We start from the raw sequence: 23,549 nt of genomic DNA on the forward strand, positions 1-23,549 counted from the left end.
CGCCTCGCCCTGCCATACTTTACGTTCCAGTCTGATGAAAACCGAAGTGAGCCGGAACTCTCAACGTGTTGCTAAGTGTTGCTAAGGCCGACATATTGTCATTTTGCAGCGTGAAAGTACAGGGTACGCGGCAATTTAGTATCCATGCAGCACGCCGTTGGCAGCGGGCAAGACGACAAGACAGGCGGAAAAGGCGGGGCGTGTCTTTCTAATAATAATTCAAATTGAATTTTAATCCTTTTTTTGCCCGCCGGTTTTTTTCTCTAAAAACATGCTGGCGGCAAACAAAATGCCATCAAGAATAACTTCAATGCCTGCGTCCATCCCGGCACGGATTAACTTTTTGACCGTATCGGCCATTGCAAGTCATTGATTTTAATAAATTTTAATGAAGAATGCGAGAACGCTATGGCCTTGCTCCGCGAGTTCGTCCATAATCCGCTGATGATGGACGTTCTGATGCTGTTTGTTTTGTCTGCCGCGGCCAAGCAAGCTGCCGCCAGCAAAACCGGACGTCGCCCTAATGATGAATAGTGAGGATATCTTGGAAAAAAAACCAAAAATTATTTTGTCGTCACAAGACCTGGAACGACTGGAAGCGTTGTTGTATGCCTTGGGTAATAATTTGTCGCCGGACAAGGCCGCCTTGCTCGATGAGCTGGGCCGCGCCGAGGTGCTCGAGCCGCAAGAGATTCCCCCGACCGTCGTGACGATGAATTCCACCGTGCGCTTCACGGTGGAAAACAAGGAGGAATTCTGCCTGACGCTCGTGTATCCGAAGGATGTGGAAGGCCAGGCCGACCGCATTTCCGTGCTGGCGCCCGTCGGCAGTGCGCTGCTGGGCCTGTCCGTCGGCGACAGCATCGCCTGGCCCATGCCCGGCGGCGTGGTGAAGGTCAAGATCGAGGAAATCGTCTACCAGCCTGAACGGGCCGGCGAGTACCACCGCTAGGCATTGATGCAGTGATGGCGGACGGCGCCTGCCGTTCGCCTGCCAGGTCGTGTTGCCAGTAATCAACTATTGCGTTGCACGCGCACCACCAGCCATCCCGCCACCACGGTAAACGTGACGATGATGGCGACGATGATCCAGAAGCCCTGCGGGTGCTGGGCCAGCGGAATTCCCCCCACATTCATGCCCAGCATGCCGGCGATGATATTGATCGGCAAGGCCAGCACGGTGACGATGGTCAGCACGAACAGGCTGCGGCTGTTTTCCTCGTTGACGCTGGCGGCAATCTCTTCCTGCAGCAGTTTGATGCGTTCCTGTAGCGAGAACATATCGCTGAGCACCACCGAAAATTCCTCCGTCGACTGGCGCAATTCCAGGCTGTCCAGCTCCGATACCCATGCGGGCGGACGCTGCAGCAGGCGGAACAGGGCGGCCGGTTCCGGCGCCAGCAGCCGCTGCAGCCGCACCAGCACGCGCCGCATGGCGCCCAGGTCTTCGCGTTTCGGCACCAGCCGCCCGGCCAGCAAGTGATCCTCGATATCGTCGACCCGCGCCACGGCGTCGCGCACGATGTTGACCAGCACGTCGGCCTGGTCGCGCAGCAGGTGGATCAGCAGTTCCACCGACGAGCGGATCGGTTCGTGGTTCTTGATGACGGCCTGGCGCAGCCGCTCGATCGACTGCAGCGGCGCGCGGCGCGCCGTGATGACGAGGTTTTGCGCCACGCTGGCCCACATGGTGGAAATGTCGGACGCTTCGAACGAGAAATTGTGCACCACATCGTTGACCACGGCGATCAGGGTATTTTCCGCCTGCTCGATGCGCGTCGAACGGGAACCCTGGTGCAGGGTTTCATAGAATTCGTCGGCCAGCTGCGTGTGCGTCATCAGCCATTTTTCGCTGGCCGCATGCGACAAATTAAAATGCAGCCAGACGAATTCCTGCGCCGGGCGGGCCGCGCCATCGGCCAGCCAGGCCAATGCGGCCGTCGAGTCGAGCGCCAGCGGCTGCGCCGCGCGGCCAAACAGGAAGCCCCAGACCAGGCCCGAGGTGTCCGAGCCGTAGGTAAAACCGGCAGTTTCCATCGCCATCGTGAATCTTTCTCGCGCAGTGTGATTGATCGTCGCGCGATGTTAATACACGGATGTGTCCGGAAAATGACAAGGCCACCGCGATGGGTGGCCTTGTCGGGACTACGGATGCGTATTAATCGCGGCGCGGATTATCGGGACGGCGGTCGTCGCGGTTCGGTACGCCGTCACCATCGCGGTCGTGGCGGTTGCCATTGTCGCGGTCATAGCGGTTGGGGATGCCGTCGCGGTCGCGGTCGCCGTTCGGGCCCCGTGGCGACCAGCGGCCTTGCTCCATCTGCCAGCGGCCATCGCGCTGGTTCCAGGCGGGCGGCGCATACACATAGCCGGGGCGTTCGGCGATCCACACGCCCGGCGTCCAGGCGTAGCGCTGGCTGCGCCATTCCCAGTGGCCGGGCGCCCAGATGTAGCCGTGGCGCGCGCGCGGGATGGCTTCGCGGCGCGGCGGCGGCGGGGCGATGCGGATTTCGTCATAGCGCACGGGCTGCACCTGCGCGGCGACCCAGCCGCCACGGTCCAGGCGCCAGCGGTTGTTCTCCTGTATCCAGGCGGCGCGGCGGTACTGGTTGCCGCCCCGTTCGCGCAGCCATTCGCCATTGTTCCAGACATGGCGCTGGCCATCCCAGTTCCAGTAGCCGGGCGCCCAGACATAGCCGGCGCGCGGCGCCGGCACGCTTTCAAACCGTGGCGGAGGCGGGGCGTTGCCGACGACAATGCTGACGCCGAGCTGATTCTGTGCCATGGCCTGCGCGGGCAAAAAAGCCGCGGCGCTGATGGCAAGCATGGCTGCTGCGTAGAGTGTGATGGGTTTCATGGTGTGCTCCATTTCGGTGATTGCGTGAAATGGACTATAGGCGCTTGCTGGCGGTTTTTCGCCTTTGATTCAACTTATTACAATTGACACAATGCTGTGTGTCCGTGTATCCGTGGCGGATACAATGAGATGCAAATGGCGGCCTGGCGCGGTCGTGTTCAAACTGGCGCCAGGCGGCGTGGAGTCATCATGCGTGGCTCACAGGGTGCTGGCGGTGGCGTTGCCCAGCAAGGCTTGGCGTTCCTCGATCAGCGAGATCTTCTTTTCCTGCTCCGTCAGGCGCTTGGCGCTGACCACCACGACGGGGATGGCGTTCGTCTGCGCCACGTCGGCGCTCCTGGCTGCCGATGGCTGCATGAAGCTGACGTAGCTGGCGCCGCAGGCGATGGCGACGGCGACGGTAAAGATGGCTTCCATGTTTTTCAGGGCGTTTTTTTGCGTGTTCATGATCGTTCCTTTCGGGTGGCGGGTGGGTATGTCTGCACTGTAGCCAAGCGCGCGCCCGCCCGCCATGCGCATGCGACCAGCCGTGGTTTTGGCGGGATGGCCTGCAAAAAAACGGCGCTGAAATGCCGACGGGGGCGGCCGACCAGCCGACGGCTGGAATTGAGGGCTAAATAGCCCTGTATCCGGGCATATGAATGCAATTGCCACATGGCATTATTCGATACTGCGCGGTGTAGCGTGCGCCGCCGGCGCTCCTGCTAGAATCGCTACGGCAGCCAGCGCACGCAATCATTCTCATCAGGAGTCACACATGTTCCAATTGTTTGGTTTTGGCGGCGCCCGCTGCCCGCGCTGCGAGCACAAGAACGGCGCTGCCGCCGGCTATTGCGCGCAATGCGGCTTGTCGCTGGGCGCTCCCAACAGCGACGCGGTGCTGCATGCCAATCAATGGCATCTTGCTGATGGGCAACTGGCCCTGTTCTTCGGCGTGCGCGAGCTGTCCTCGCTGTTCGGCAGCGCGGCGCGGCGCCTGCAGGTGCCGGCCGAGTCGCGCGCCTGGATCGTGCAATCGGACGCTTTCACCTTGATACCGGTCGGCGACTACGACAGCGCCGCCTTCTTTGCGCGCCTGCCCGCGCTGCTGCCGGCGCGTCCGGCCGAGGTGCTGATCGCGCGCGCCGACGCCGTTAGCCTGGAATTCGACCTGCCCGGCCTGGCCAGCACGGAACTGCTGAACATCGCCGCCTCGCTGCGCGTGGACATCGCGCTGGGCCAGCCCGATGCGTTCGCGCGCCAGTTCATGCGCGCGCCGGGCGCTGTCACGCGCGCCCACCTGCATGCCTTGCTGCTGCCGTCCGTGCGCCAGATTGCGCTGGAATTCATCGGCAGCCGCGCGCTGCGCGAGATGGACGCGAATGCCGACCTGCGGCCCGAACTGAACGAACGCCTGCAATCGGCCCTGACGCAGCGCCTGGCGCCGTCCGGCCTGGCCGTGGCGCGCGTGGAAACGCTCAGCTTGCGGCACGACAGGCGCGATGGAGACGCCGGCGCCAGCATTGGCACCCTGTGGCTGGGCGGCTTGCCGGCGCAGGAACTGGAGCAGCACAGCCTTGAGCGCATGAAGCAGCTCGACCAGCTGTATGACGAGGAAGAATGGCAGCGCATCCGCCGCGAGGAACTGGCGGCGCGCCATGCGCACCGCCGCGCCGAACTGCGGCAGGACGCGACGCTGGAAAAGGCGGAGCTGGGCCACCAGGAGGCGGAGCGCCTGCAAGCGCTGCGCGGACGCCAGATCGACCTGTATGGCCGCATCCTGGAAGCGAAGTCGCGGCGCCAGGCGCTCGATCACGGCGCCGCGCTGGCGCTGGGCGAGCTGGAACAGGAACTGGCGCAGAAGGGCGCGCAACGGGCCGATGAAGCGGCCAACTGGGAACACGTGCGGGCGCTGGCCGCCATCAAGATGCGCAGCGAGCTGGAATTGTCGCAGCTGCACGGGCGCGAGCAGATCCAGCTGGCGCAGCAGCGCTTTACGCATCAAGTCCACTTGCAGTCGATCGCGCAGCAGATTGAAAGCGCGCTGCTGATCGACGACGAGACGGGCCGCCGCACCCAGCTGGCGCGCCTGCGCCAGGCGGAGGCGGATGCGGCCCAGCGCGAGGCGCAGCTGGAGGCGGAGCAGCACCAGGCGGCCTGGCAGGGCCTGATGCTGGCCAACGCGGCGCGCAAGCGCGAGGCCGAGCGGGTGCAGGAGTGGGAAGACCAGATGCAGCTGGCGCGTCAGCGCGAACTGCTGCGCGCCGAGGCGCACAAGGACGAGGCGGCCCAGGTGCAGGCGGCGGAAATCGCGGAAAAGGTGGCAGCGCTGCGGCGCGGCGGCGCGCGCGAGGACGCCATCGCGCAGCAGGAAAAGCTGCTGCGTACCATCGAGGCCGACGGCGTGCACGCGCGCCAGCTGCAGCAGCAAACGCAGCTGGCGCAGCTCGACGCGCTGGCCATCGAGGAACAGCGCCAGCAGCTGCGCCAGCTGGAACAGGAAGCGCAATGGCAGCGCGACTTGCTGGCCATGGCGCAGCAGCGCGAAAGCGATTACGCGCGCTGGAAGGGAGAATATGAAGCCCTGCTGGCGCAGCAGGCGCATGCGGCCGAACTGGCGCGCATCGACATCGACCGCATCGAGAAAATCGGCTCCCTGAGCGACACGGGCAAGGTGGCCATGGCCGCCGGGCAGAATGCGGCCGCGCTGGCGCAAGTGCTCAAGGTGCAGCTGCAGGCGGGCATGAGCGCCGAGCAGATCCACGCGCTGGCGGCGCTGGCGGCGGCCGAAAACAGCGTCGCGCCGCTGGACGCGCTGCGCATGGCGCAGGACAGCGTGGCGCAGGAACGCAGCTACCTGGAAGGCCAGGCGGAGCGCGAACGGCGCCAGCAGCTGGACCTGATCAACCTGCAGAATGCGGCGCATGCGCACGGCCTGTCGGCACAGGCGCAGCTGGGCGTGGCCGTGGCGCAGGCGCTGCAGCCGGGTGCGGCCTCGGCCTGCGCCGCGCCAGCATCGGCGCCGGCCCGCTGCAAGAACGGCCATGCGCAGCGCGCGGGCCATCCCGAAGATAAATTCTGCGCCGCCTGCGGCGTCGCCCTGCAGCCTTGATGGAAGCGTTTCACCCCAGATGATGCAAAAAGCACGAGACAAACTGCGGGAACTGCGCGCCCTCCACGACGACGGGCTGCTCAGCGAGCAGGAATTTGAACGCCGCAAGAACGCCATCCTCGACGCCGAGTACGCGCCGCCCGGCACCGCTCCCGTGGCCGCGCCGCTGCCCGTGCGCCAGGGCACGGAGCTGGGCTTCATGACGGGCCAGGAAATCGGTCCGCAAAACCGCCGCTACCGGCTCGAACGGCTGATCGGCACGGGCGGCATGGGGCAGGTGTGGCAAGCCACCGACCTGGCCACGCACGCGGAGCTGGGCAGCAGCGAAATGGTGGCGCTGAAGATCTTGCCGCCGCAGCTGACGCAAAGCGCCACGCATGCCAAGCTGCTGATCGAGGAAGCGACCCAGGCGCGCAAGCTCGCGCATGAAAACATCGTGCGCGTCTACGAGTGGGCGCAGGACCCGGCCACGGCCAGCTATTTCATCATCATGGAATGCCTCGATGGCGAAGACCTCGAGCACTATCTGGCGCGCGAGGGCGCGCTGCCCCTGTCCACCGTGCAGCAACTGCTGCAGCCGGTGGCCGAGGCCCTGTCGTATGCGTGGGAAAAGCACAAGCTGGTGCACCGCGATCTCAAGCCGGGCAACGTCTTCCTGACGGCGAAGGGCGACGTCAAGCTGCTCGATTACGGCATCGCTACGCGCGTGCGCAATGCGGACAGCAGCCTGGCGCTGGACATGCCGAACGCGGGCACGCACGGCTACCGGGCGCCCGAGGCCGGCGCCAACCAGCGCCAGCCCAGCCCGCGCCTGGACGTGTATGCGGTGGCCGTGATGATCTATCAGATGCTCGAAGGGCGCATGCCGTTCGACGACACGCGCAGCGCCAGCCATCTGCCATCAACGCCGCAAGCGCTCAACGCGCAACAATGGCAAGTGCTGCAGAACGGATTTTCGCTGACGCCGGAACTGCGTCCGCAATCCGTGCAAGCCTTGCTGGAAAACCTGGAACGCGCGGCTGGGCCGTCGCCCGAAGAACTGGCGGAGCAGGCGCGCCAGCAGCAGGCGCGCGCGGCGCAGCAGAAAAAGGAGGCGGCGCTGGCCGCCGAACAGGCCCGCGAGGAAGAGATCAAGCAGGCCCGGATACGCCAGGAAGAACTGGACCAGCGCCGCAAGGCAGAAATCCAGGCCGCCGCGCTGGAAAAGCAGCGACTGGACAAACTGCGCCGCGAGCAGGAGGCGCAGCGCCATTTCGAAGCGGAAGAGGCGCGCAAGCTGCGCAAGGAGGCGCTGCGCGGCCAGCTGCGCGCGCGCCGCGAAGCCGATGCCGCCACCGCCCTGCAGGAACACCAGGAATTGCAGCGCAAGGCCATCGTCGCCAAGGCGGAGGCGGCCTACCGCGCCGAGCAGGAACGGGCGCGCCGCGAAGAGGCCAGCCGCGCCGCCGCCGCCGCTGTCCCCGCGCCGGCGCCGGAATCGGAATCGGAACCCGAACATGCGCAACCGGTGGCCAATGCGGAAGGCGTCTTGCGCGACGATTTTCTCGATGGCGCGGGACAGGGGCCGGAACTGGTGCTCATTCCCAGCGGCCGCTTCCAGATGGGCGCGCACGAGACGGAGCACAAGGCCGCCATCCAGGCCGGCTCGCAACAGGCCTGGCTCGAGCGCGAGAGGCCGCAGCACTGGGTCGGCATCGAGCGCCCGTTCGCGCTGGCGCGCCACCCTGTCAGCGTGGGCGAATGGCGCGCCTTCGTCAAGGCGACCGGCTGGGCGGGCGGTTCCGAGACGGACTGGGACAATCCCGGCTTCGTGCAGAACGACCAGCACCCGGTGGTGGGCGTGAGCTGGAATGACGCGCAACTGTACCTGGCCTGGCTCAGTGAACGTACCGGGCGCAAGTACCGCCTGCCCAGCGAAGCGGAATGGGAATACGCGTGCCGCGCCGGCACGCGCACGGCGTTCAATGTGGGCGACACGATCAGCACCGAGCAAGCCAACTATGACGGCCTGTATGTGTACAACGGCGGCCCGCGCGGCGTGTACCGGGGCGGCACCAGCCCGCTGGGCACGTTCGCGCCGAATTCCTGGGGCCTGTTCGACATGCATGGCAATGTGTGGGAATGGGTGCAGGACGTGGTGCACGACAATTACGAGGGCGCGCCCGTCGATGGCAGCGCATGGGAAGAGGGCAGCGACAGCAGCCGGCGCATCCTGCGCGGCGGCTCCTGGCTGTACCACCCGCGCTACCTGCGCTCGGCCCTGCGCAACGGCTTTTCCACCGTGCTGTCGAATGACATCGTGGGATTCCGGGTGGCGCGCACGCTCGATTAGGCAAGTTGGCAGGGAGCGGGCTGCGCCAAGCGGGCAAACGGTGTAAATTGTGGCTTTCCAAACGCATCAAGGAACGCCATGACCATCAAAGCCATCCGCGACCAGTCGCAAGCCATGCGCCACATCGTGCACGTGCGCGATCACATCATTTCCGCCGACGCCTCGGTGGAGGAGGGCGGCGACGACGCCGGCCCGTCGCCGCACGACCTGTACGACGCGGCCCTGTCGGCCTGCAAGGCGCTCACCGTCGTCTGGTACGCCAAACACAAGGGCATCCCGCTGGAGCACGTGGAAGTGTCGACCGAGCGCGATGCCAGCGAGGAGCGCAAGGGCGTGTACCGCCTGGCCGCCACCCTGCACCTGACGGGCGAGCTGACGGATGCGCAGCGCCAGGAATTGCTGGCCGTGGCCGGCAAATGCCCGATCCACAAGCTGATGACGGCCGTCACCACGGAAATCACGACGGTGCTGGCATGAGCGCGGCCATCCTGAAAAGCCACGAAAAGGACCTGGGCGGCGGCTTCGTCGTGCGGCGCCTGCTGCCGTCAAGCCAGAAACAGGCCGTCGGTCCCTTCATCTTCTTCGACCATTTCGGCCCCATCGACGTGGCGCCCGACGCCAACCACGACGTGCGCCCCCATCCGCATATCGGCCTGGCCACCGTTACCTATCTGTTCGAGGGCGCGATCGACCACCGCGACAGCATCGGTTCCTGCCAGCGCATCGAACCGGGCGCCATCAACTGGATGACGGCCGGGCGCGGCATCGTGCATTCGGAACGCACGCCGCAGGATCTGGCCGGCCAGCCGCACCGCACGCACGGCTTGCAGCTGTGGGCCGCGCTGCCGAAGGCGCACGAAGAGGATGCGCCGAGTTTCACGCACACGCCGCAGGCCGACATTCCCGTCGTGACGCTCGATGGCGCCGTCGTGAAAGTCCTGATCGGCACGGCCTTCGGCCAGACCTCGCCCGTGCGCACCTACATGCAGACGCTGTACCTGGACGTGGCGCTGCAGGCGGGGCGCGAGCTGCGGCTGGAAGGATTGCCGCCGGAAGCGGCGATCTATCCGGTCAGCGGGGAGGTGCTGCTCGACGGCGTGGCGCTGCTGCCGCACACCATGGCCTTGCTGGAGGCAGGTGCCGTGCCCGTGGTATCGGCAGGCGGCGGCCCGGTGCAGTTCGTCGTCATCGGCGGCGAGCCGCTGGACGGCCACCGCTACCTGTTCTGGAATTTCGTCTCGTCGAGCAAGGAGCGCCTGTCGCAGGCGGCCGACGACTGGAGCGCCCAGCGCATGGGGCAGGTGCCGGGCGAGACGGAATTCATCCCGCTGCCGAAGGCGCCCCTGCGCCCGGCGACCTGAGTCCCGCTTAGAAACGCGCGCGCAAGGTCAGTTGCGCCTTGCGCGGCTCGCCGTAGAAATTGCCCCAGGCCGGCGCGCCCACCGTCTGGTAGTAGCGTTTGTCGAGCAAGTTCGTCACGGACAGCGACGCCGTCCAGTTGCGGTCGATCTGCCAGGCGGCGCGCGCGCTCCACAAGGCATACGCGCCCTGCGCCACGCTCACGTCGCGCGTGATGCGCGAGCTCTCCGTCTGGAAGTTCACGCCGCCGCCCACGCTCCACTGCTGCAAGGCGCCGGGCAGGCGGTAGTCGCTCCACGCGCGCAGCATGTGGCGCGGCGAGTAGGTGCTGGCGAACATCACGCCCGCGTTCGACGTCTGCTCCAGGTATTTGAAATTGTTCAGCGTGTAGCCGGCGAACAGCTGCCAGCCCGGCGCCGCTTCGCCGCTGATTTCCGCATCGACGCCTTCGCTGCGCACCTTGCCCGTCGAGAAATAGCACTCCGTGCCGGACGAGCAGGTATTGGCCAGGTCGAGCTCGGCGCGGTTGCGCTGCTCGATGCGGAACAGCGCCAGCGAGGTGTTCACCTTGCCGTCGAACAGTTCACCCTTGACGCCCACTTCCAGGTTGCGCCCCTTGAGCGGATCGAGCAGGGCGCCTTCGGCCGTGCGCTGGTTTTGCGGCTGGAAGATGTCGGAGACGCTGGCGTAGCCGGACCAGCGCTTGTCGAATGCGTAGATCACGCCGCCATATGGCGTGACGACGCCGTTTTCGCGGTAGGGATCGATGTACACCTCGCCCGTGTCGCGGTACACGCTGCTCCATTTGTAGTTCGACACGCGGGCGCCCGCCACCACGGTGAGCGGATCGCTGACGCTGAAGCGGGCCACGCCGTAGGCGCCCGTCTGCGTCATTTTTGTTACGCTGGGATCGCCCCGGTAGCTGTGTTCGCGGAACCAGGCGTCGCTCGGCTCGGCCACGCCGTGATTCGGCTGCAGCGGATTGTTTGCTTGCTGCAGCAGCGCCAGGCTGAAATCGCTGTCGCTTTCCAGGCGGTTGGTGCTGATGCCGGCGCTGAAGCCGTGGCGGCGGCCAAAGGCGTTGAATTTGCCGTCGAGCGACAGGTCGATACCCTTGTTGGTGCTGCCGTAGTCGAACACGCCGCCGTACATCATCATGCCGGCCAGGGTGGCGGGATTGATCGCCCCCTGGCTGAACATGTATTTCACGTCATGCCGCTCGCGCGTGTAGTTGGCGCTGGCTTTCAGCGACCAGTCGGCGTCGAAGCGGTGCTCGAATTCGGCGAAGACGGCCGTCTGGCGGCTAGCCCAGCGGTTCCAGTCGGCGCCGAGGAAGGTCTCGCGGGGCAGTTTCGGGTCGCTGCCATCGAGGTAGCGGGGCATGCCGGAAAAGAAGGGCGTCGAGTGCAGCTTCTCGTAGCTGGCGCCCGTCGTCAGCTTGCTGCCCGGCGCCAGGTCGAATTCCAGCACGCCGTACAGCACGTCCGTGCGGCTGTCGGCCACGTCATAGAAATAATCGCGCTGCTCAATCGCGGCCACGGCGCGGCCGCGGATGCTGCCCGATTCGTTCAAGGGGCCGGTGACGTCGACTTCGCCGCGCACGTCGTTCCAGCGGCCCGCGCCGAGCGCCAGCTGCACCTGCTTTTCCGCCAGCGGGCGCTTGCGCACCATGTTGATGGCGGCGCCGGGCGAGCCCGTGCCCTGCAGCAGGCCCGTGGCGCCGCGCACGATCTCCACGCGATCGAGCATGGCCGTATTGCTGGTGAAGCTGTTCGCCTGCGGGTAGTACATGGCGCGGTTGACGCCATCGAACTGGTAAGTGTCGACCATGAAGCCGCGCGAATACACATAGCGCCCCCCCATGGGGCTGTCGTACATGGTGATGCCGGTGGTATTGGCCAGCACGGCGTCGATGGTGTTGAGGTTCTGGTCATCCATCTTCTGCCGCGTGACGACGCTGACCGATAGCGGAATCTCGCGCAGGGTCTGCACGCCCTTGCCGACCGTGACGGCGCGCGCCGCATACGAGTTGCTGTGTTCACTGACGGGGTCGCGCTCCATGCTGGCGTTCACCACCACGGGGGCCATGGTCTTTTCCGTGCCGGCCGCCGGCGCGGAGGAGGGTGCCGCCTGGCGCAGCACGTAGGCGCCGTTCGGCAGCTGCACCGCTTCCAGGCCGCTGCCGGCCAGCACCTGGACAAAGCCCTGCGCCACATTGTGGCTGCCGCGCACGCCGGGCGAGCGCAAGCCGCGCGTCTGCGCGGGATCGGTCGACAGGCTGACGCCGGCGGCGACGGCGAAGTCGTTCAGGGCGGTGGCCAGCGGGCCGGCCGCGATGGCGTAGGCTTGCGGCGCAGCGCTTGCCGCGGCGGCCTGGCCTTGCGCCAGCGCGGGCGCGGCGGTGAAGGCGGCGGGGGCGGCGCACGCCATGGCGAGGACGGCCAGGCGGATGGCGCGCGCGGCGGGATGGAGGACGGGGATGGTCGGCTGCATGCTCGGTCTTTCTGCTCAGGGTATGGTCAATGGTGGATGAATCGGCTACTTACCTGTCAAGCCGAAGCAGCGCGCCGAAACACCAACCCCTGAGGCAAAAAAACTGAAAATAATTACGTTGACCGGGCCGATACCGTGGCCCAGTAGCGCGTGAAGTAGGTCACTTGCAGCCCGTGCGAGGCGCACAGGCTTTCCAGCACGGCGTCGATATCGTCGAGCCGGTAGGTGCCCGTGACGGGGCGCCGCGCCACGCCGGCGTCGCAGGCCAGGCGCCCGCGCCGGTAGCGCGCCAGTTCCGTGACCAGCCGTTGCAGGGGCCAGTCGGCGGCCACCAGCATGCCGCGCAGCCAGCTGTCCTGGTGCGCTTGCGTGGCCTGCGCATCATCCGGGCCAGTGTCGCCAAAGCGCAGCTGCTGGCCCGCTTCCAGGCGGCGCACGGCGTCCGGGCGCGCCGCGCAGCGTACTTCCACGGCATGCTCGAAGACGCTGACGACGCTGCCGTCCGCATCGCAGCGCACGCCGAAGCGCGTGCCCAGCGCGCGGATCACGCCGTGCGGCGTGTCGACGAGGAAGGGGCGCGCATCGGGCGCCGTCGTGATCATGATTTCGCCATGGTGCAGGCGGATGCGGCGGCGCGCGGCGCTGTAGTCGACGTCGACGGCGCTGTCCGTGTTCATTTCCATATGCCCGCCATCGGCCAGCGCCACGTGGCGGCGCTGGCCCGGCGCCGTGCGCAAGGACGCCGTCCACGCTTGCCAGGGGGCGGACTGCAGGCCCGCCTGGCCCAGCACGATGCCGCCGCCGGCCGCCAGCAGCATGGCCAGCACTTTCGCGGCGCTGCGCCGGCGCTGCTGCGCCGCCTGCAGGGCGGGAATTGCCAGCGCCGGCGGTATCGTGGCCAGCTGGCCGTCCATGCGCTGCAGCAGTTCCCAGGCCCGTTCATGCTCGGCGCTGGCGTCGCGCCATGCCCGCAGGGCGGCCGGGTCGGCGCTGCCGCACTGGAGTTCCACATGCCAGTGGGCGGCGGCGGCCAGCACCTTGCGGGCGATTGGGGCCGACTGCGGGGGGAAAGGGGAAAACATCAGCCGGCCGCCAGCATCAGGCATTCCGTGTAGGCGCGCACCAGGTGCTTTTTCACGGTGGGCAGGGACACGCCCAGGCGCCGGCTGATGTCCACATAGCTCAGTTCTTCGATTTGCGCCAGCAGGAAGATGGCCCGCGTGCGCGCGCCCAGGCGGTCGAGCAGGCGGTCGATGGCGAGCAGGGTTTCGATGATGATGGCATGCGTTTCGGCGCACATCGATATCGGCTCGGCTTGTTGGACCAGCGCTTCCAGGTAGGCCTGTTCCAGCGCCTGGCGCCGGTAGCGGTCGATCAGCAAGCCGCGCGCGATGGTCGCCAGGTAGCCGCGCGGCTCGCGCAGGGGCGCCAGCGGTGTCACCTCGCGCTTGCCCAGCAGGCGTAAAAAAGTGTCCTGCGCCAGGTCGGCCGCCTCGGCGCGGTTGCCCAGCTTGCCGCGCAGCCAGCCATACAGCCAGCCGTGGTGTTCGCTGTACAGAGTGTTCAGGTGGCTGGCATGGGTGGGACGGACGGTACTCACTGCGTTCTCCAGGCAAGGGATGGGCTGGGCTGACGGAACGCGGGGTGCCGGCTGGCTGGGCTGTTTGAGAATGATACTCATTATCACATTGCCATGCGGGCGGCGTCAATCGGCGTCAGCCACCAAGGCGCCAGCGCTCCTGCCACTGTTGCAGATCCGCCCAGGCTTGCTGCAGGGCCGTGGCGGACCAGTGCAGCAGGCCCTCGAACGCCAGCACGCTGCGCTGCCAGTGGATGCCGTCGAAAAACACGTGGTCGGCCACGACGGTGGCGGCCAGCCAGGCGGCGATGATGACGATGATGTCGTGACGCCCGCTTTTCCACCAGCGCAGCGAGTGGCGGCGGAAAATCCACGGCACGCCCAGCGGATTGGGCCAGTCGGCCAGCAGATGCATGATGCCGCCCGCGGCAAAGCCGAACAGGGGCGGCGCCCACAGGTGGTGCGGCAATTGCAGATATGTGTAGACGAGCAGGGCGATCCACGCCAGGCCCCAGTGGGTCCACGTGCGGTGCGTGATCCACAGCCGGTGCGTGCGCGCCCACCAGGCCACTTCCAGCCAGTCCGGCGCCGTGCCGCCCAGCGCCCCCATGACAAAGGCGAGCATGCTCAGCACTTGATAGGGGCCGCCGGCGCCAGCGTGCGCGACCAGGGCCGCGGCGATCACGCCGGCAGCCCAACCGGTCGCATGGTGCGCTTTGTTGGAAGCCATAGGAAATGTAAAACGCCGTGCGGGCGCTTTGTGAAGTACGGGAAATATTAACTGGATGAATATACAGTACGCAAGGGCATCGCTGGGGGCTATTTGCGCAATATCTGCTATTAAAGTGTTAAATTGTGTGTCGGAATGGACGTGATGGCGGACTCGGCGCCTGATGCCGGCCGGCCAAGTGTGTTGTGCAGCTGATAATGTATTTGGCGCAGGGCGCGCTATGCTGAAAGCAGTACCACGTTTTGAAGAGGTCTCGCCATGAAAATCCCGCGCGAATTGCAGATTCCCGCCATCGTGTTTACGCTGGAAGCGGTGTTTATTCTGGGGTTGTCGATGATTTTTCTCGTACTGATACCACGCTAAAGCCTTGCGGATAACTGCAGATTTACAACAGTGTTACTACGCAGTTTGCATGGTGCTATCGCAAAGGGCCGCGCCTTCGGTGCGGATGATCCAGCATTCCGGATACGGTTCGCTGGCGAAGCGGTTGTGCCGCGCAAAGCCGCTCAGCTTGTCGAGGGCGGTGGCGGGGGCCAGCGCGGTTTCCTTGCCGCTGGCCGCGTCCAGGTGCCAGAAACCGCCGTTGCGGTGGAACAGCACGGGAAGGCAGCTGGCCTGCGGCGTGGCCAGGTGGCTGGCCGGCGTGGGTTCGGTGTCGGGCAGCAGCAGGTAAAAACACTCGGCGCGGGCGCCGTGGTCGATGCGGTGCAGGATCACGCCATGCGCGAGGATGGCCGTGACGCTGAGCACGACGATGCCCTTGATGCTGGCGGACAATTCAATGCGCATGCCCAGGCGCAGGGCGACGGGTTTGTGCTTGCCCGGCCAGACGCCGTCGAGCAGCATGCCGTAGCGCGACACGTCCTCGATTTCAAAGCCTTGCTGGCTGCGCCGGATGATGGCGTGGCGGCCCGACAGGCGGCGCGTCAAGCCATTGTTGTCCTGGCCGTCGGGGCTGAAATGGCTGAGCAGCACATCGGCTTCCGGGTCCACCAGCTCGAAACGCCCCAGCATGCATTCTTCCAGCGCGAACAGGCGGATCTGGCGCTGCTCGCCCGCTTCCGGCGCCGCATTGACGAGGCAAGCGGCCTGGCTCGGGTGCGGATGGCAGTGGCTGGCGGCGGGCAGGTCGACTTCGATCAGCTCCTCGTCCCAGGCGATGGTGGTAAAACCCATGTCGATCTTGCCTTGCGGGGCTGACAAATCCACGTGGGCGATGCCGGCATTGCGCGCGGTGACGTCGAGGTTGCAGCCGTCGCCGCCCGTCACGCGGGCGATCGAGGCATCGTCGGCCATCACGCGCACGTTCTTGTGCGTGCTCAGGAAGATCTGGTGGATTTCCGTCAGGGTGGCGTCGCGGCGCGGCACGAGGATGACGAAGGTGCACACCCATTTCTGCGCCACGGCGCCATCGACGTGGCTGTGCACTTCCACCTCGATCTGGTATTGCCCGTGTTCCTTGTTGCGCGAGGAAAACTCGACGAATACGGGACGCCAGTCGCCGCGCGTGGCGCGCACGAAATCATGCTGGACAAAGCCGCGCGGGATCAGGTCCGAGCGCAGGCGCAAGGTCAGCTGCGGCGCGCAGGTGGCGCTCATGCCGCGCAACTCCATTTTCAGGGTTTGCCGTCCGCCTGCCGCGCGGGGATCGAAGCCGCTGATGTGCAGGTGGGCCTGTATCGGCTGGTAGGCCGGCGCAGTGGCCGGCTGTGCAACTGGCACTGGGGGAAATGCCGCCAGGCCGGCCGGGGCTGGCACAGGGCTGCTCACCGCTTGAGCGGCATCGCGTATCACCGCGTCGCGCATCGCAGCATCATGCGCACGGGCGTGCGGAAGCGCCGTTGCCGATGGCTCGGAACGGGCGCTGCGCAGTGCGGTCAACAGGTCGTAGCTGCTGGGAGCAGTCGTCGCTTGCGGATGGTTGCCCGCGCAGACTGTTTCCCCAGGCAAGACCCAGAACGTACAGTGCGGGTGCTCCGGGTTGCTGCATTTTTTCATGACATTCTGACTCGAATCGAGCGGGGACATTTTGCCCTCTGTTATACATGAGAGCTTACGCGCTTTTGCCGCTGCTTGGCAACTTTCGCGGCGCCGAATGCGCTCTTTTTGCCCAAATTCATGTCCCTGGTCACACCTTGTCATGCACGCCATGGAAACTATTGCTCAAAAACACATTTTATGTCTTTTCGGATATGTTATTTTGATATCGCCAGTCCCGCTGCGTTCAGCTGCGCCGTTTGCTGACGATGACTTCCAGATACTCGCCCGGCACCACCAGCGAGTGGGCGCCCGCCGTATTCAGCCGTTCGAGCAGGGCGAACAGATCCTGCTCCAGCGCCTCGGCGCCACCCGCGTCCAGCGTGGCAAAGGCCTTGTGGACGGGGCCGTAATAATCGCGGAAGACCTGCACCCAGTGGTGAGCGGAGGCATAACGGAAATTGAAGACCTTGCGCTGGCTGTGCACCTGCTCTGCCGCCTGGCCGAACAGGTCGCGCACATACGCTTCCTCGCCCCAGCGGGCCGGCGACACGACGCCCGCCGGGGGCGGCACATATTTGCCGATGGTCTTGAAGAGTTGGCCGATAAAGCCGTCCGGGGTCCAGTTGGCCATGCCGATGCGTCCGCCGGGACGCAGCACGCGCAGCATTTCGCTGGCCGCGCGCCGGTGGTCGGGCGTGAACATGACGCCAAAGGTCGACAGGGCCGCGTCGAAGCTGGCATCGGCGAAGGGCAGGGCTTCGGCATCGGCCACGCGGAAGGTCACGGCCAGCCCTTCCGCCCCGGCGCGCGCGCGGCCCTTGTCCAGCAGCGCCGGCACATAATCGGTGGACACGACCCGGGCAAAGCGGCGCGCCGCCGCCAAGGTGGCGTTGCCGTTGCCGGCGGCGATGTCGATGACGTCTTCGTTGGCGCGGATGTCGGCGGCCTCGGCCAGCGACTCGCCGACCGGCTGCAGGGTCACGCCGATGACGGCGAAGTCGCCGCTGGCCCAGCCTGCTTGCTGGCGCTGCTTGATGGCGGCATAGTCGGGCGCGCCGGCGGTGCCGGCCTGCGGTGTAGCGATGGTGTTGCTCATGGCATGCTCCTGTGACGTTGGCGAGGTCCTTTCGTCAGACCGCGCGCCGCGGCGGTGGTTCCTTTCATGCGGGCCGTCGTGAGCGTGGCGACGTTTTGCATTATGCTGGCGCAACTGTTCCCCAACTGCCTGACGCCGAAAGACGACCATGCCTGTCCAACGCCCGTTCCAGCTTGCCATTGCCTATGGCGCCGCCTTGTGCGTATTTCTGGCCATCGACGCCCTGTGGCTGGCCGTGCTGATGCGCCCCGTGTACGCCGCGGCGCTGGGCCCGCTATTGGCGGACACGCCCCGCTGGGCGCCGGCCGTGCTGTTTTACCTGCTGTACGTGGCGGGGCTGCTGGTCTTTGCCATCCTGCCGGGATTGCGCGCGCGCCGCGGGCGCACGGCGGCGGCGCTGGGCGCGCTGCTGGGACTGCTGGCCTACGGCACCTATGATTTGAGTAACTATGCGACCTTGCGCGGCTGGCCGCTGGCCTTGACGGCGATCGACATGGCCTGGGGCGCCGCCTTGTCGGCCGTGTCGGCCACGGCCGGCTACCTGGCCGCTAGCCGGCTGCGGCGGTGAACTCCGCATCGAAGCGCAACGCCACCACGGTAATGTTGTCGCTATGCAAGCCTTTTGGCGGGTGGGAGAGAAAGTCGTCGAACAGGGCGCGGACGGCCTGTGCCGCGGTCTTGCCGGCACACAAGGCGGGCCAGCGGGCCGTGAGGGCCAGCGGATCGTCGCAGGCCCAGAAACCGTCGCTGGCCAGCAGATAGTGGGCGCCGGGGCGCACGCGCAGCACGCGGCGGTCGCCCAGGTGGGCCAGGAAGGGCGGCAAGGCGGCCGCATCGAGGCCGCGCAGCGGCTTGTCGAGCTGCAGGCTGTCGCTGATGGCGTTGCCTAAAATAAAGGCCTGCGAGATTTGCGGATGGTGCTCGCCGTGCACGGCGGCGCGCCAGCGCGTCTCGTCGAGCGCGCCGCGCATGGCGTACACGGTGGCCGGCACGTGGTCGACGGTGAGGATGCTGGCCTTCCCGTCGGCAATTTCATACAGGCGCGAATCGCCCACGTGGTACAGCAGCGGCGCTTCGCCGGGCGGCACTTCCAGCAAGGTCAGGGTGGTGCCGGGCGGGCGCGCCTGGGCGGGCGCCGTCCTGGCGAAGGTGTCCTGCAAGCGCGTGTGCAACTCGTCGAGTTTGGCTGCCAGGCTGGCCGTGTCGAGGCAGGCAGGTACGGCCAGCAAGCCTTGCACTGCCGCTTCCGCCGCTTCACGCCCAAGGCCGTGGCCGCCCATGCCGTCGAGCACGGCGGCGCGCACGTGGCCGCGCGGCCAGCCCGGCACCTGGCAGTGGAACGGCGCCTGGCGCGACAGGCAGACGGCGTGGCCGCTGGCATCGATCAGCAGGAAGTTGTCCTGGTTCTCGCGGCGTGGCAGGAGGCCGGCACCCACGCTGGTGCCGGCGGCGGCGTCGAGCCAGGGGCCGAAGTCGAGTGCGTCTTTGATTAAATGCATCGGTTGGTGCGGTCCAGGCGGCCAGGAATGTTGATCATAGGACACAGCTTAGCCGATAATGTGCAGTGGCGATACCTTGCCTATCTTGCAAAAAAACCTGCGGCAGCAGGCTGGCGCAGGTTTTGCATGGTGCAGGGGCAGGGCGATGCTTAACGGCGATGGCCCCAGCCGTGGCCGTGACCACGGTCATAGTAGTCGTGGCGGCCATGGCCGCGGTAGTAGCCGCGGCCCGGTTGCACGTAGACGACCGCCGGCGGGCCATAGTAGCGCGGAGGCGGCGCGTAATACACGGGCTGCGGGGCAGGGGCGTAGTACACCGGTTGCGGCGCAGGCGCATAATAGGTTTCGCGGTAGCCGCCGCGATAGCCGCCACGGTCGTAATAGCGGTCATTCGTGCTGATGCTGTTGCCGACGGCGGCGCCCAGCACGCCACCGACGATCGCGCCATTGCGCCCGCCGGTGCTGTTGCCAATGGCCGCCCCGACAACGGCGCCTGCAACGGTATTGAAGTCGCGGTCACCGGCGACTGCGGCCGAAGACACAGCCACTGCCGCAACCATTACCGCACCCAGGAGTTTCTTGTTCAACATGGCATTTCCTTCCATTCCGGCGAGATCACAATGATCTGCATGGACTGGACTATATCTGCTGCCGCAAGCTTGTTCCACGTCTAATACAACTTATTACAATCCCGCCCCGGCGGTAACAAGTCAGCGCAGGCGCGCCTGCCATTCGGGCCGCAGCAGGCTGTACATTTTGACATCGCGCATCACGCCGTTGATAAAGAAGGCCTGGCGCATCAAGCCTTCCTGGGTAAAGCCGTTCTTTTGCGCGATGCGCTCGGAGCCGATGTTCAGCGGATCCATCAGCAGCTCCAGCCGGTGGTAGGGATAGGCATTGAACAGGTAGTCGACCACCAGGCGCGTCGCTTCGCTGACGTAGCCGCGCCCATCCCGCTGCCGGTCGAACAGGCGGTAGCCGATCTCGCGCGAGGCGGGCGTGCGGCTCTTGAAGTGCGTGATCGTGCCGATGATGTGCTGGGCCCTGTCCTCGATGAGGAACAATTCGCTGTCCTCGGTGACGAAGCCCGATTGCAGGAAGTCGCGCCGCATGGCCTCGGGCGACTTGAACTGCATCGAGAAAAACTCGCCGCGCGAAGGCAGGTCGTTGACGAGGGAAATATAGGTATTCAGGTCGGCGGCCTGCAAATGCCGGACGGTACAGAGTGTTCCCTTGAGCATGGCGGTATCCGGTAGCGATCACGATCCTGATGGTAATCGACTCCGGGGGAAAGAAGCAATCGCTCCCGCAAAAGTTGCTGCAATGACAGAATAAATACGCTATCGTAGAACGCCGCGCCTTGCCCCTTGGCCAAGGCGTACCCGCTACGACCTCGTTGACTGGAACTGAACACATGCCTACCATCCTGACTGGCGCGCCGTTGCGCCGTTGCGTTTTATCCATCGCCCTGGGCTGCGTCGCCAGCGCCGGCGCCTTTGCCGCCGCGCCGGGCAATACGCCGCAAGCGCTGGCGCAGGTGCGCGACACGGCGCTGCACAGCGACTGGGCCTACGCCCGCCTGGCCGACATGACGGACCTGATCGGCCCGCGCCTGTCCGGTTCCGCCGGCGCGGCGGCCGCCGTGCGGCAGGTGGCCGACACCATGCGCCAGCTGGGCGCCACCGTCACCCTGCAGCCCGTGAAAGTGCCGCACTGGGTGCGCGGCGTGGAAACGGCGGAAATCGTCGATTACGCTGGCCGTCCGCAGGGCGTGTCGCAGCGCGTGGTGCTCACGGCCCTGGGCGGCTCCGGCGCCACTGCGGCCGCCGGCCTGACGGCGCCCGTGATCATCGTCAGGAGCCTGGAAGAACTCAAGGCGCGCGCGCCGGAAGTGAAGGGCGCCATCGTGCTGATCGACACGCCGTTCGACCAGGAGATGGCCGAGCGGGGCCTGGCGGGCGTCACGTATGGCGAGGGTTCGCGCGCGCGCTTCCTCGGACCGAAGGCGGCGGCCGACCTGGGCGCGGCCGCCGCGCTGGTGCGCTCGGTGGGCGGCGCGAACTTCCGCATCCCGCATGCGGGCGCCACCGGCCTCGATGAGAATAAACGCATTCCGGCCGCCGCCGTCACGGTGGAAGACGCCTTGCTGATCGGCCGCCTGGCCGCGCGCGGCCCGCTGAAAATGCACCTGACCCTGACGCCGCAAAACCTGCCCGAGGCGGACAGCTACAACGTCATCGCCGACTGGCCGGGCACGGACAAGGCCGGCGAAGTGGTGGTGGTCTCGGGCCATCTCGATTCCTGGGACCTGGCGACCGGTGCGCACGACGACGGCGCCGGCGTGGTGGCGGCGATGGGCGTGGTGGAAACCCTGAAAAAGCTCGACTACCGCCCGCGCCGCACCATCCGCGTGATCGCCTGGATGAACGAGGAAAACGGCGGGCGCGGCGGCCAGGCCTATTTCGAGGCCCACAAGCAGGCGCTCGGTAAACAATACGCGGCCATCGAGATGGACAGCGGCGCCGGCCGCCCGTTCGGCATCAAGGCCAGCGTGGGAGCGAAGGCGGAAAAACTGTTTGCGCCGTTGCTGGCCGCCTTGCAGCCGATGGGCGCGCACGCGTTTACGCGCCGCGACGCGCTGGGCACGGGCGACTTGCACCGCCTGGAAACGGGCGGCGTGCCCAGCTTCGAGCCGCTGGTCGACAGCCACAGCTACTTCCACTACCACCACACGCCGGCCGATACCCTGGACAAGGTCGACCCGGATCACCTCAAGCGCAACGTGGCGCTGATGGCGTCGCTGGCCTGGTTCCTGGCCAATCTCGACGGCGAGATCGGGCGCGCGCCGGAGCAGGGCGAGTAAGGCTGCTGATCGCGGGCCGCGGCCTTGTCGGCGCGGTCCGCGTGTTTTTGACGATACCTCTCTACCGTATGCCATGACTTCCTTTTCCACCGACATCGACATCGCCATCCAGCTGATCCGCACTTACCTGGCCCGGCATCCCCACGGCACCGACACGCTTGAGGGCGTGGCGCAGTGGTGGCTGGCCGGGCAGTGTCCACAGGACGTCGTCGCGGCGGCGCTGGAGCATCTGCGCGTGGCGGGTGACCTGGAATGCCTGGCGTTCGGCGGGCACCGGCTATGGCGCCTGCACCGCTCCGGCGCCTGAGACCGGACTGGCGGCCACGCCACCCCTCGGTTTTTCCGATACCAGCCCTCCGGAAAGACGATTTGCCTGGGCAGGGCGGCAATCATAAGATATGCAGCTGTAAATAATTCTCATTCATATGGGAATCTTGTGCAGCACATGCCCCCGGCCCATGGCGGCCAGGGTTGGCTTCTCTTCTGATTGTCAGGAACGCTGGTGCCCCGTCTTCGCTTGCTTTTCCCCCTTCTCCTTGCCGGCGCGCTGGCGTGTGCCGGCGCCAGCGCCCAGCGGCCGCCTTCGGCGCCGCGCATCGAGCGCTGTACCATTGCCGATGAGCAGGGCGACTTTGGCTTGCCCACGCCCTACACCCATGCCAGCGGCGGCATGGGCTATACGCTGACCAGCCTGATTTTCGACACCCTCGTGTGGCGCGATGCCAGCGGCAAGCTGGTGCCGGGCCTGGCCAGCGCGTGGCGGGAAAGCGCCGACCATCGCACCATCGAATTCACCTTGCGGCCCGATGCGCGCTGGCATGACGGCCTGCCCGTCACGGCGGCGGACGTGGTGTTTACCTTTGCCTATCTGCGCCAGCACCCGCATCCGCTGTTCGATTTGAGCGCCGTCGACGGCGTGGACGATCTGGGAAAAGGGCGCGTGCGCGTGCGCCTGAAGCGCGTGTATGCGCCTTTCGTGGCGCAGCTGGCCGGTTCGGTGTTCATCCTGCCGCAGCATGTGTATGCGCGCCTGGGCGCCCCCCAGCAGGTGAAACCGGCCGACATCGTGGGCAGCGGCCCCTACCGCCTGGGCGCGTACGACAAGGCGGCGGGCCGCTATTTGTTTACCGCGAACGAAGAATACTACCTGGGCCCGCCCAGGGTGCGTAGCGTACTGTTCCTGCGCATGCAGCCTTCGCTTGCCGTGGGGGCGTTGAAACGGGGCCAGGTGGATATGATCCGCAGCCTGCCGGCGCCGCTGGTGGCCGAGGTGGCCCGTTTCGCCACCGTGGTCAGCGCACCCTCCGGCCATCCCGTGCGGCTGCGCTTCAATCATGCGCGCCCGCCGTTTGACGACAAGCGCCTGCGCCAGGCCATCGCCCGCGGCATCGACCGGCAGGAATTGCTGCGCGTCGTCGAGAACGGGCAGGGCGAGGTGTCCGCGGGACGCTTCGCGCGCGGCAGCATCTGGCAGAGCGGCGCGCCGTTCGCCGCATATGCCTACGATATTTCTGCCGCGCGCCGCATGCTGGCGGAGCTGGGCTACCGCGCCGCGCCGGACGGCCGCCTGCGCGACAGCGGCGGCAAGCCCTGGGTGCTCGACCTGGCGGCGGCGCGCAGTCTGGCGCGGCCCGCCAGCCAGCTGGCCGGCCAGCTGGAAAAGCTGGGCC

23 protein-coding genes are annotated in these 23,549 nt (G+C 66.4%); 10 read left to right on the forward strand and 13 right to left on the reverse strand.

Features of this window, described 5'->3' with window-relative positions; translation table 11 throughout:
• Positions 1–231 precede the first annotated feature (231 nt).
• Positions 232–360, reverse strand: coding sequence for a hypothetical protein (locus AC0V2Y_RS04480; RefSeq protein ID WP_475413953.1), 129 nt, complete (start codon positions 358–360; stop codon positions 232–234).
• A gap of 48 nt (positions 361–408) precedes the next feature.
• Between AC0V2Y_RS04480 and AC0V2Y_RS04485 the strand changes: the two genes are divergently transcribed.
• Positions 409–534 (forward strand): hypothetical protein, encoded by a 126-nt coding sequence (locus AC0V2Y_RS04485; protein ID WP_326456981.1) that lies wholly within the window; start codon positions 409–411, stop codon positions 532–534.
• 10 nt (positions 535–544) lie between these two features.
• Positions 545–952, forward strand: coding sequence for a nucleoside diphosphate kinase regulator (gene rnk / locus AC0V2Y_RS04490; protein ID WP_162835757.1), 408 nt, complete (start codon positions 545–547; stop codon positions 950–952).
• A 62-nt stretch (positions 953–1,014) separates the two neighbouring features.
• Here rnk and AC0V2Y_RS04495 read toward each other — a convergent pair whose 3' ends face one another.
• The 3 genes from AC0V2Y_RS04495 to AC0V2Y_RS04505 form a co-directional block, all read right to left on the reverse strand.
• Positions 1,015–2,043: a transporter gene (locus AC0V2Y_RS04495; protein ID WP_475413952.1), complete on the reverse strand. Its 1,029-nt coding sequence runs from the start codon at positions 2,041–2,043 to the stop codon at positions 1,015–1,017.
• Positions 2,044–2,158: 115 nt separating this feature from the next.
• The gene (locus tag AC0V2Y_RS04500) at positions 2,159–2,857 is read right to left on the reverse strand and encodes a YXWGXW repeat-containing protein (RefSeq protein ID WP_475413951.1); all 699 of its coding nucleotides are present in this window, start codon (positions 2,855–2,857) and stop codon (positions 2,159–2,161) included.
• 198 nt (positions 2,858–3,055) lie between these two features.
• The gene (locus tag AC0V2Y_RS04505; protein WP_475413950.1) at positions 3,056–3,304 is read right to left on the reverse strand and encodes a hypothetical protein; all 249 of its coding nucleotides are present in this window, start codon (positions 3,302–3,304) and stop codon (positions 3,056–3,058) included.
• Between the two features lie 310 nt (positions 3,305–3,614).
• On the opposite strand from AC0V2Y_RS04505, the gene AC0V2Y_RS04510 reads away from it, so the two are divergent.
• The 4 genes from AC0V2Y_RS04510 (at position 3,615) to AC0V2Y_RS04525 (ending at position 9,641) form a co-directional block, all read left to right on the forward strand.
• The gene (locus tag AC0V2Y_RS04510) at positions 3,615–5,948 is read left to right on the forward strand and encodes a coiled-coil domain-containing protein (RefSeq protein WP_475413949.1); all 2,334 of its coding nucleotides are present in this window, start codon (positions 3,615–3,617) and stop codon (positions 5,946–5,948) included.
• Between the two features lie 19 nt (positions 5,949–5,967).
• Positions 5,968–8,280: an SUMF1/EgtB/PvdO family nonheme iron enzyme gene (locus AC0V2Y_RS04515; RefSeq protein ID WP_475413948.1), complete on the forward strand. Its 2,313-nt coding sequence runs from the start codon at positions 5,968–5,970 to the stop codon at positions 8,278–8,280.
• Positions 8,281–8,358: 78 nt separating this feature from the next.
• Positions 8,359–8,757: an OsmC family protein gene (locus AC0V2Y_RS04520; RefSeq protein WP_475413947.1), complete on the forward strand. Its 399-nt coding sequence runs from the start codon at positions 8,359–8,361 to the stop codon at positions 8,755–8,757.
• On the forward strand, positions 8,754–9,641 hold the full coding sequence (locus AC0V2Y_RS04525) for a pirin family protein (RefSeq protein WP_475413946.1): 888 nt from the start codon (positions 8,754–8,756) through the stop codon (positions 9,639–9,641). The genes AC0V2Y_RS04520 and AC0V2Y_RS04525 overlap by 4 nt, the downstream gene beginning before the upstream one ends.
• Positions 9,642–9,648: 7 nt before the next feature.
• Here the strand turns inward: AC0V2Y_RS04525 and AC0V2Y_RS04530 are convergent, their stop codons facing one another.
• The 6 genes from AC0V2Y_RS04530 to AC0V2Y_RS04555 form a co-directional block, all read right to left on the reverse strand.
• The gene (locus tag AC0V2Y_RS04530) at positions 9,649–12,132 is read right to left on the reverse strand and encodes a TonB-dependent siderophore receptor (protein WP_475413945.1); all 2,484 of its coding nucleotides are present in this window, start codon (positions 12,130–12,132) and stop codon (positions 9,649–9,651) included.
• Between the two features lie 113 nt (positions 12,133–12,245).
• Positions 12,246–13,214 carry a FecR domain-containing protein gene (locus AC0V2Y_RS04535; RefSeq protein ID WP_475413944.1) on the reverse strand — a complete coding sequence of 323 codons (969 nt, stop codon included), beginning with the start codon at positions 13,212–13,214 and terminating at the stop codon, positions 12,246–12,248.
• Complete coding sequence (locus AC0V2Y_RS04540) at positions 13,214–13,732, reverse strand: sigma-70 family RNA polymerase sigma factor (RefSeq protein ID WP_475413943.1); 519 nt, start codon at positions 13,730–13,732, stop codon at positions 13,214–13,216. Before AC0V2Y_RS04540 ends, AC0V2Y_RS04535 begins: the two co-directional genes overlap by 1 nt.
• A 115-nt stretch (positions 13,733–13,847) precedes the next feature.
• Positions 13,848–14,441 (reverse strand): metal-dependent hydrolase, encoded by a 594-nt coding sequence (locus AC0V2Y_RS04545; RefSeq protein WP_475413942.1) that lies wholly within the window; start codon positions 14,439–14,441, stop codon positions 13,848–13,850.
• Positions 14,442–14,840: 399 nt separating this feature from the next.
• Positions 14,841–16,439, reverse strand: coding sequence for an FHA domain-containing protein (locus AC0V2Y_RS04550; protein WP_475413941.1), 1,599 nt, complete (start codon positions 16,437–16,439; stop codon positions 14,841–14,843).
• Between the two features lie 226 nt (positions 16,440–16,665).
• On the reverse strand, positions 16,666–17,517 hold the full coding sequence (locus AC0V2Y_RS04555; protein WP_475413940.1) for a class I SAM-dependent methyltransferase: 852 nt from the start codon (positions 17,515–17,517) through the stop codon (positions 16,666–16,668).
• A 148-nt stretch (positions 17,518–17,665) separates the two neighbouring features.
• Between AC0V2Y_RS04555 and AC0V2Y_RS04560 the strand changes: the two genes are divergently transcribed.
• A complete protein-coding gene (locus tag AC0V2Y_RS04560; protein WP_475413939.1) occupies positions 17,666–18,085 on the forward strand; it encodes a DUF2177 family protein in 420 nt (139 codons plus the stop codon).
• Here the strand turns inward: AC0V2Y_RS04560 and AC0V2Y_RS04565 are convergent.
• The 3 genes from AC0V2Y_RS04565 to AC0V2Y_RS04575 all read right to left on the reverse strand — a co-directional run bounded on the left by AC0V2Y_RS04565 (position 18,066) and on the right by AC0V2Y_RS04575 (position 20,257).
• Complete coding sequence (locus tag AC0V2Y_RS04565) at positions 18,066–19,016, reverse strand: PP2C family protein-serine/threonine phosphatase (RefSeq protein WP_475413938.1); 951 nt, start codon at positions 19,014–19,016, stop codon at positions 18,066–18,068. The genes AC0V2Y_RS04560 and AC0V2Y_RS04565 overlap by 20 nt on opposite strands.
• 149 nt (positions 19,017–19,165) lie before the next feature.
• Positions 19,166–19,558 carry a glycine zipper 2TM domain-containing protein gene (locus tag AC0V2Y_RS04570; RefSeq protein WP_475413937.1) on the reverse strand — a complete coding sequence of 131 codons (393 nt, stop codon included), beginning with the start codon at positions 19,556–19,558 and terminating at the stop codon, positions 19,166–19,168.
• A gap of 168 nt (positions 19,559–19,726) precedes the next feature.
• A complete protein-coding gene (locus AC0V2Y_RS04575) occupies positions 19,727–20,257 on the reverse strand; it encodes a GNAT family N-acetyltransferase (RefSeq protein WP_475413936.1) in 531 nt (176 codons plus the stop codon).
• A gap of 173 nt (positions 20,258–20,430) precedes the next feature.
• On the opposite strand from AC0V2Y_RS04575, the gene AC0V2Y_RS04580 reads away from it, so the two are divergent.
• The 3 genes from AC0V2Y_RS04580 to AC0V2Y_RS04590 form a co-directional block, all read left to right on the forward strand.
• On the forward strand, positions 20,431–21,879 hold the full coding sequence (locus AC0V2Y_RS04580) for a M20/M25/M40 family metallo-hydrolase (RefSeq protein WP_475413935.1): 1,449 nt from the start codon (positions 20,431–20,433) through the stop codon (positions 21,877–21,879).
• Between the two features lie 73 nt (positions 21,880–21,952).
• Positions 21,953–22,186 (forward strand): hypothetical protein, encoded by a 234-nt coding sequence (locus AC0V2Y_RS04585; protein ID WP_475413934.1) that lies wholly within the window; start codon positions 21,953–21,955, stop codon positions 22,184–22,186.
• Positions 22,187–22,381: 195 nt separating this feature from the next.
• Positions 22,382–23,549: ABC transporter substrate-binding protein (locus AC0V2Y_RS04590; protein WP_475418322.1), on the forward strand; the 1,168-nt coding region annotated here is incomplete at its 3' end.

This window comes from Janthinobacterium sp. BHSEK (assembly GCF_056174685.1).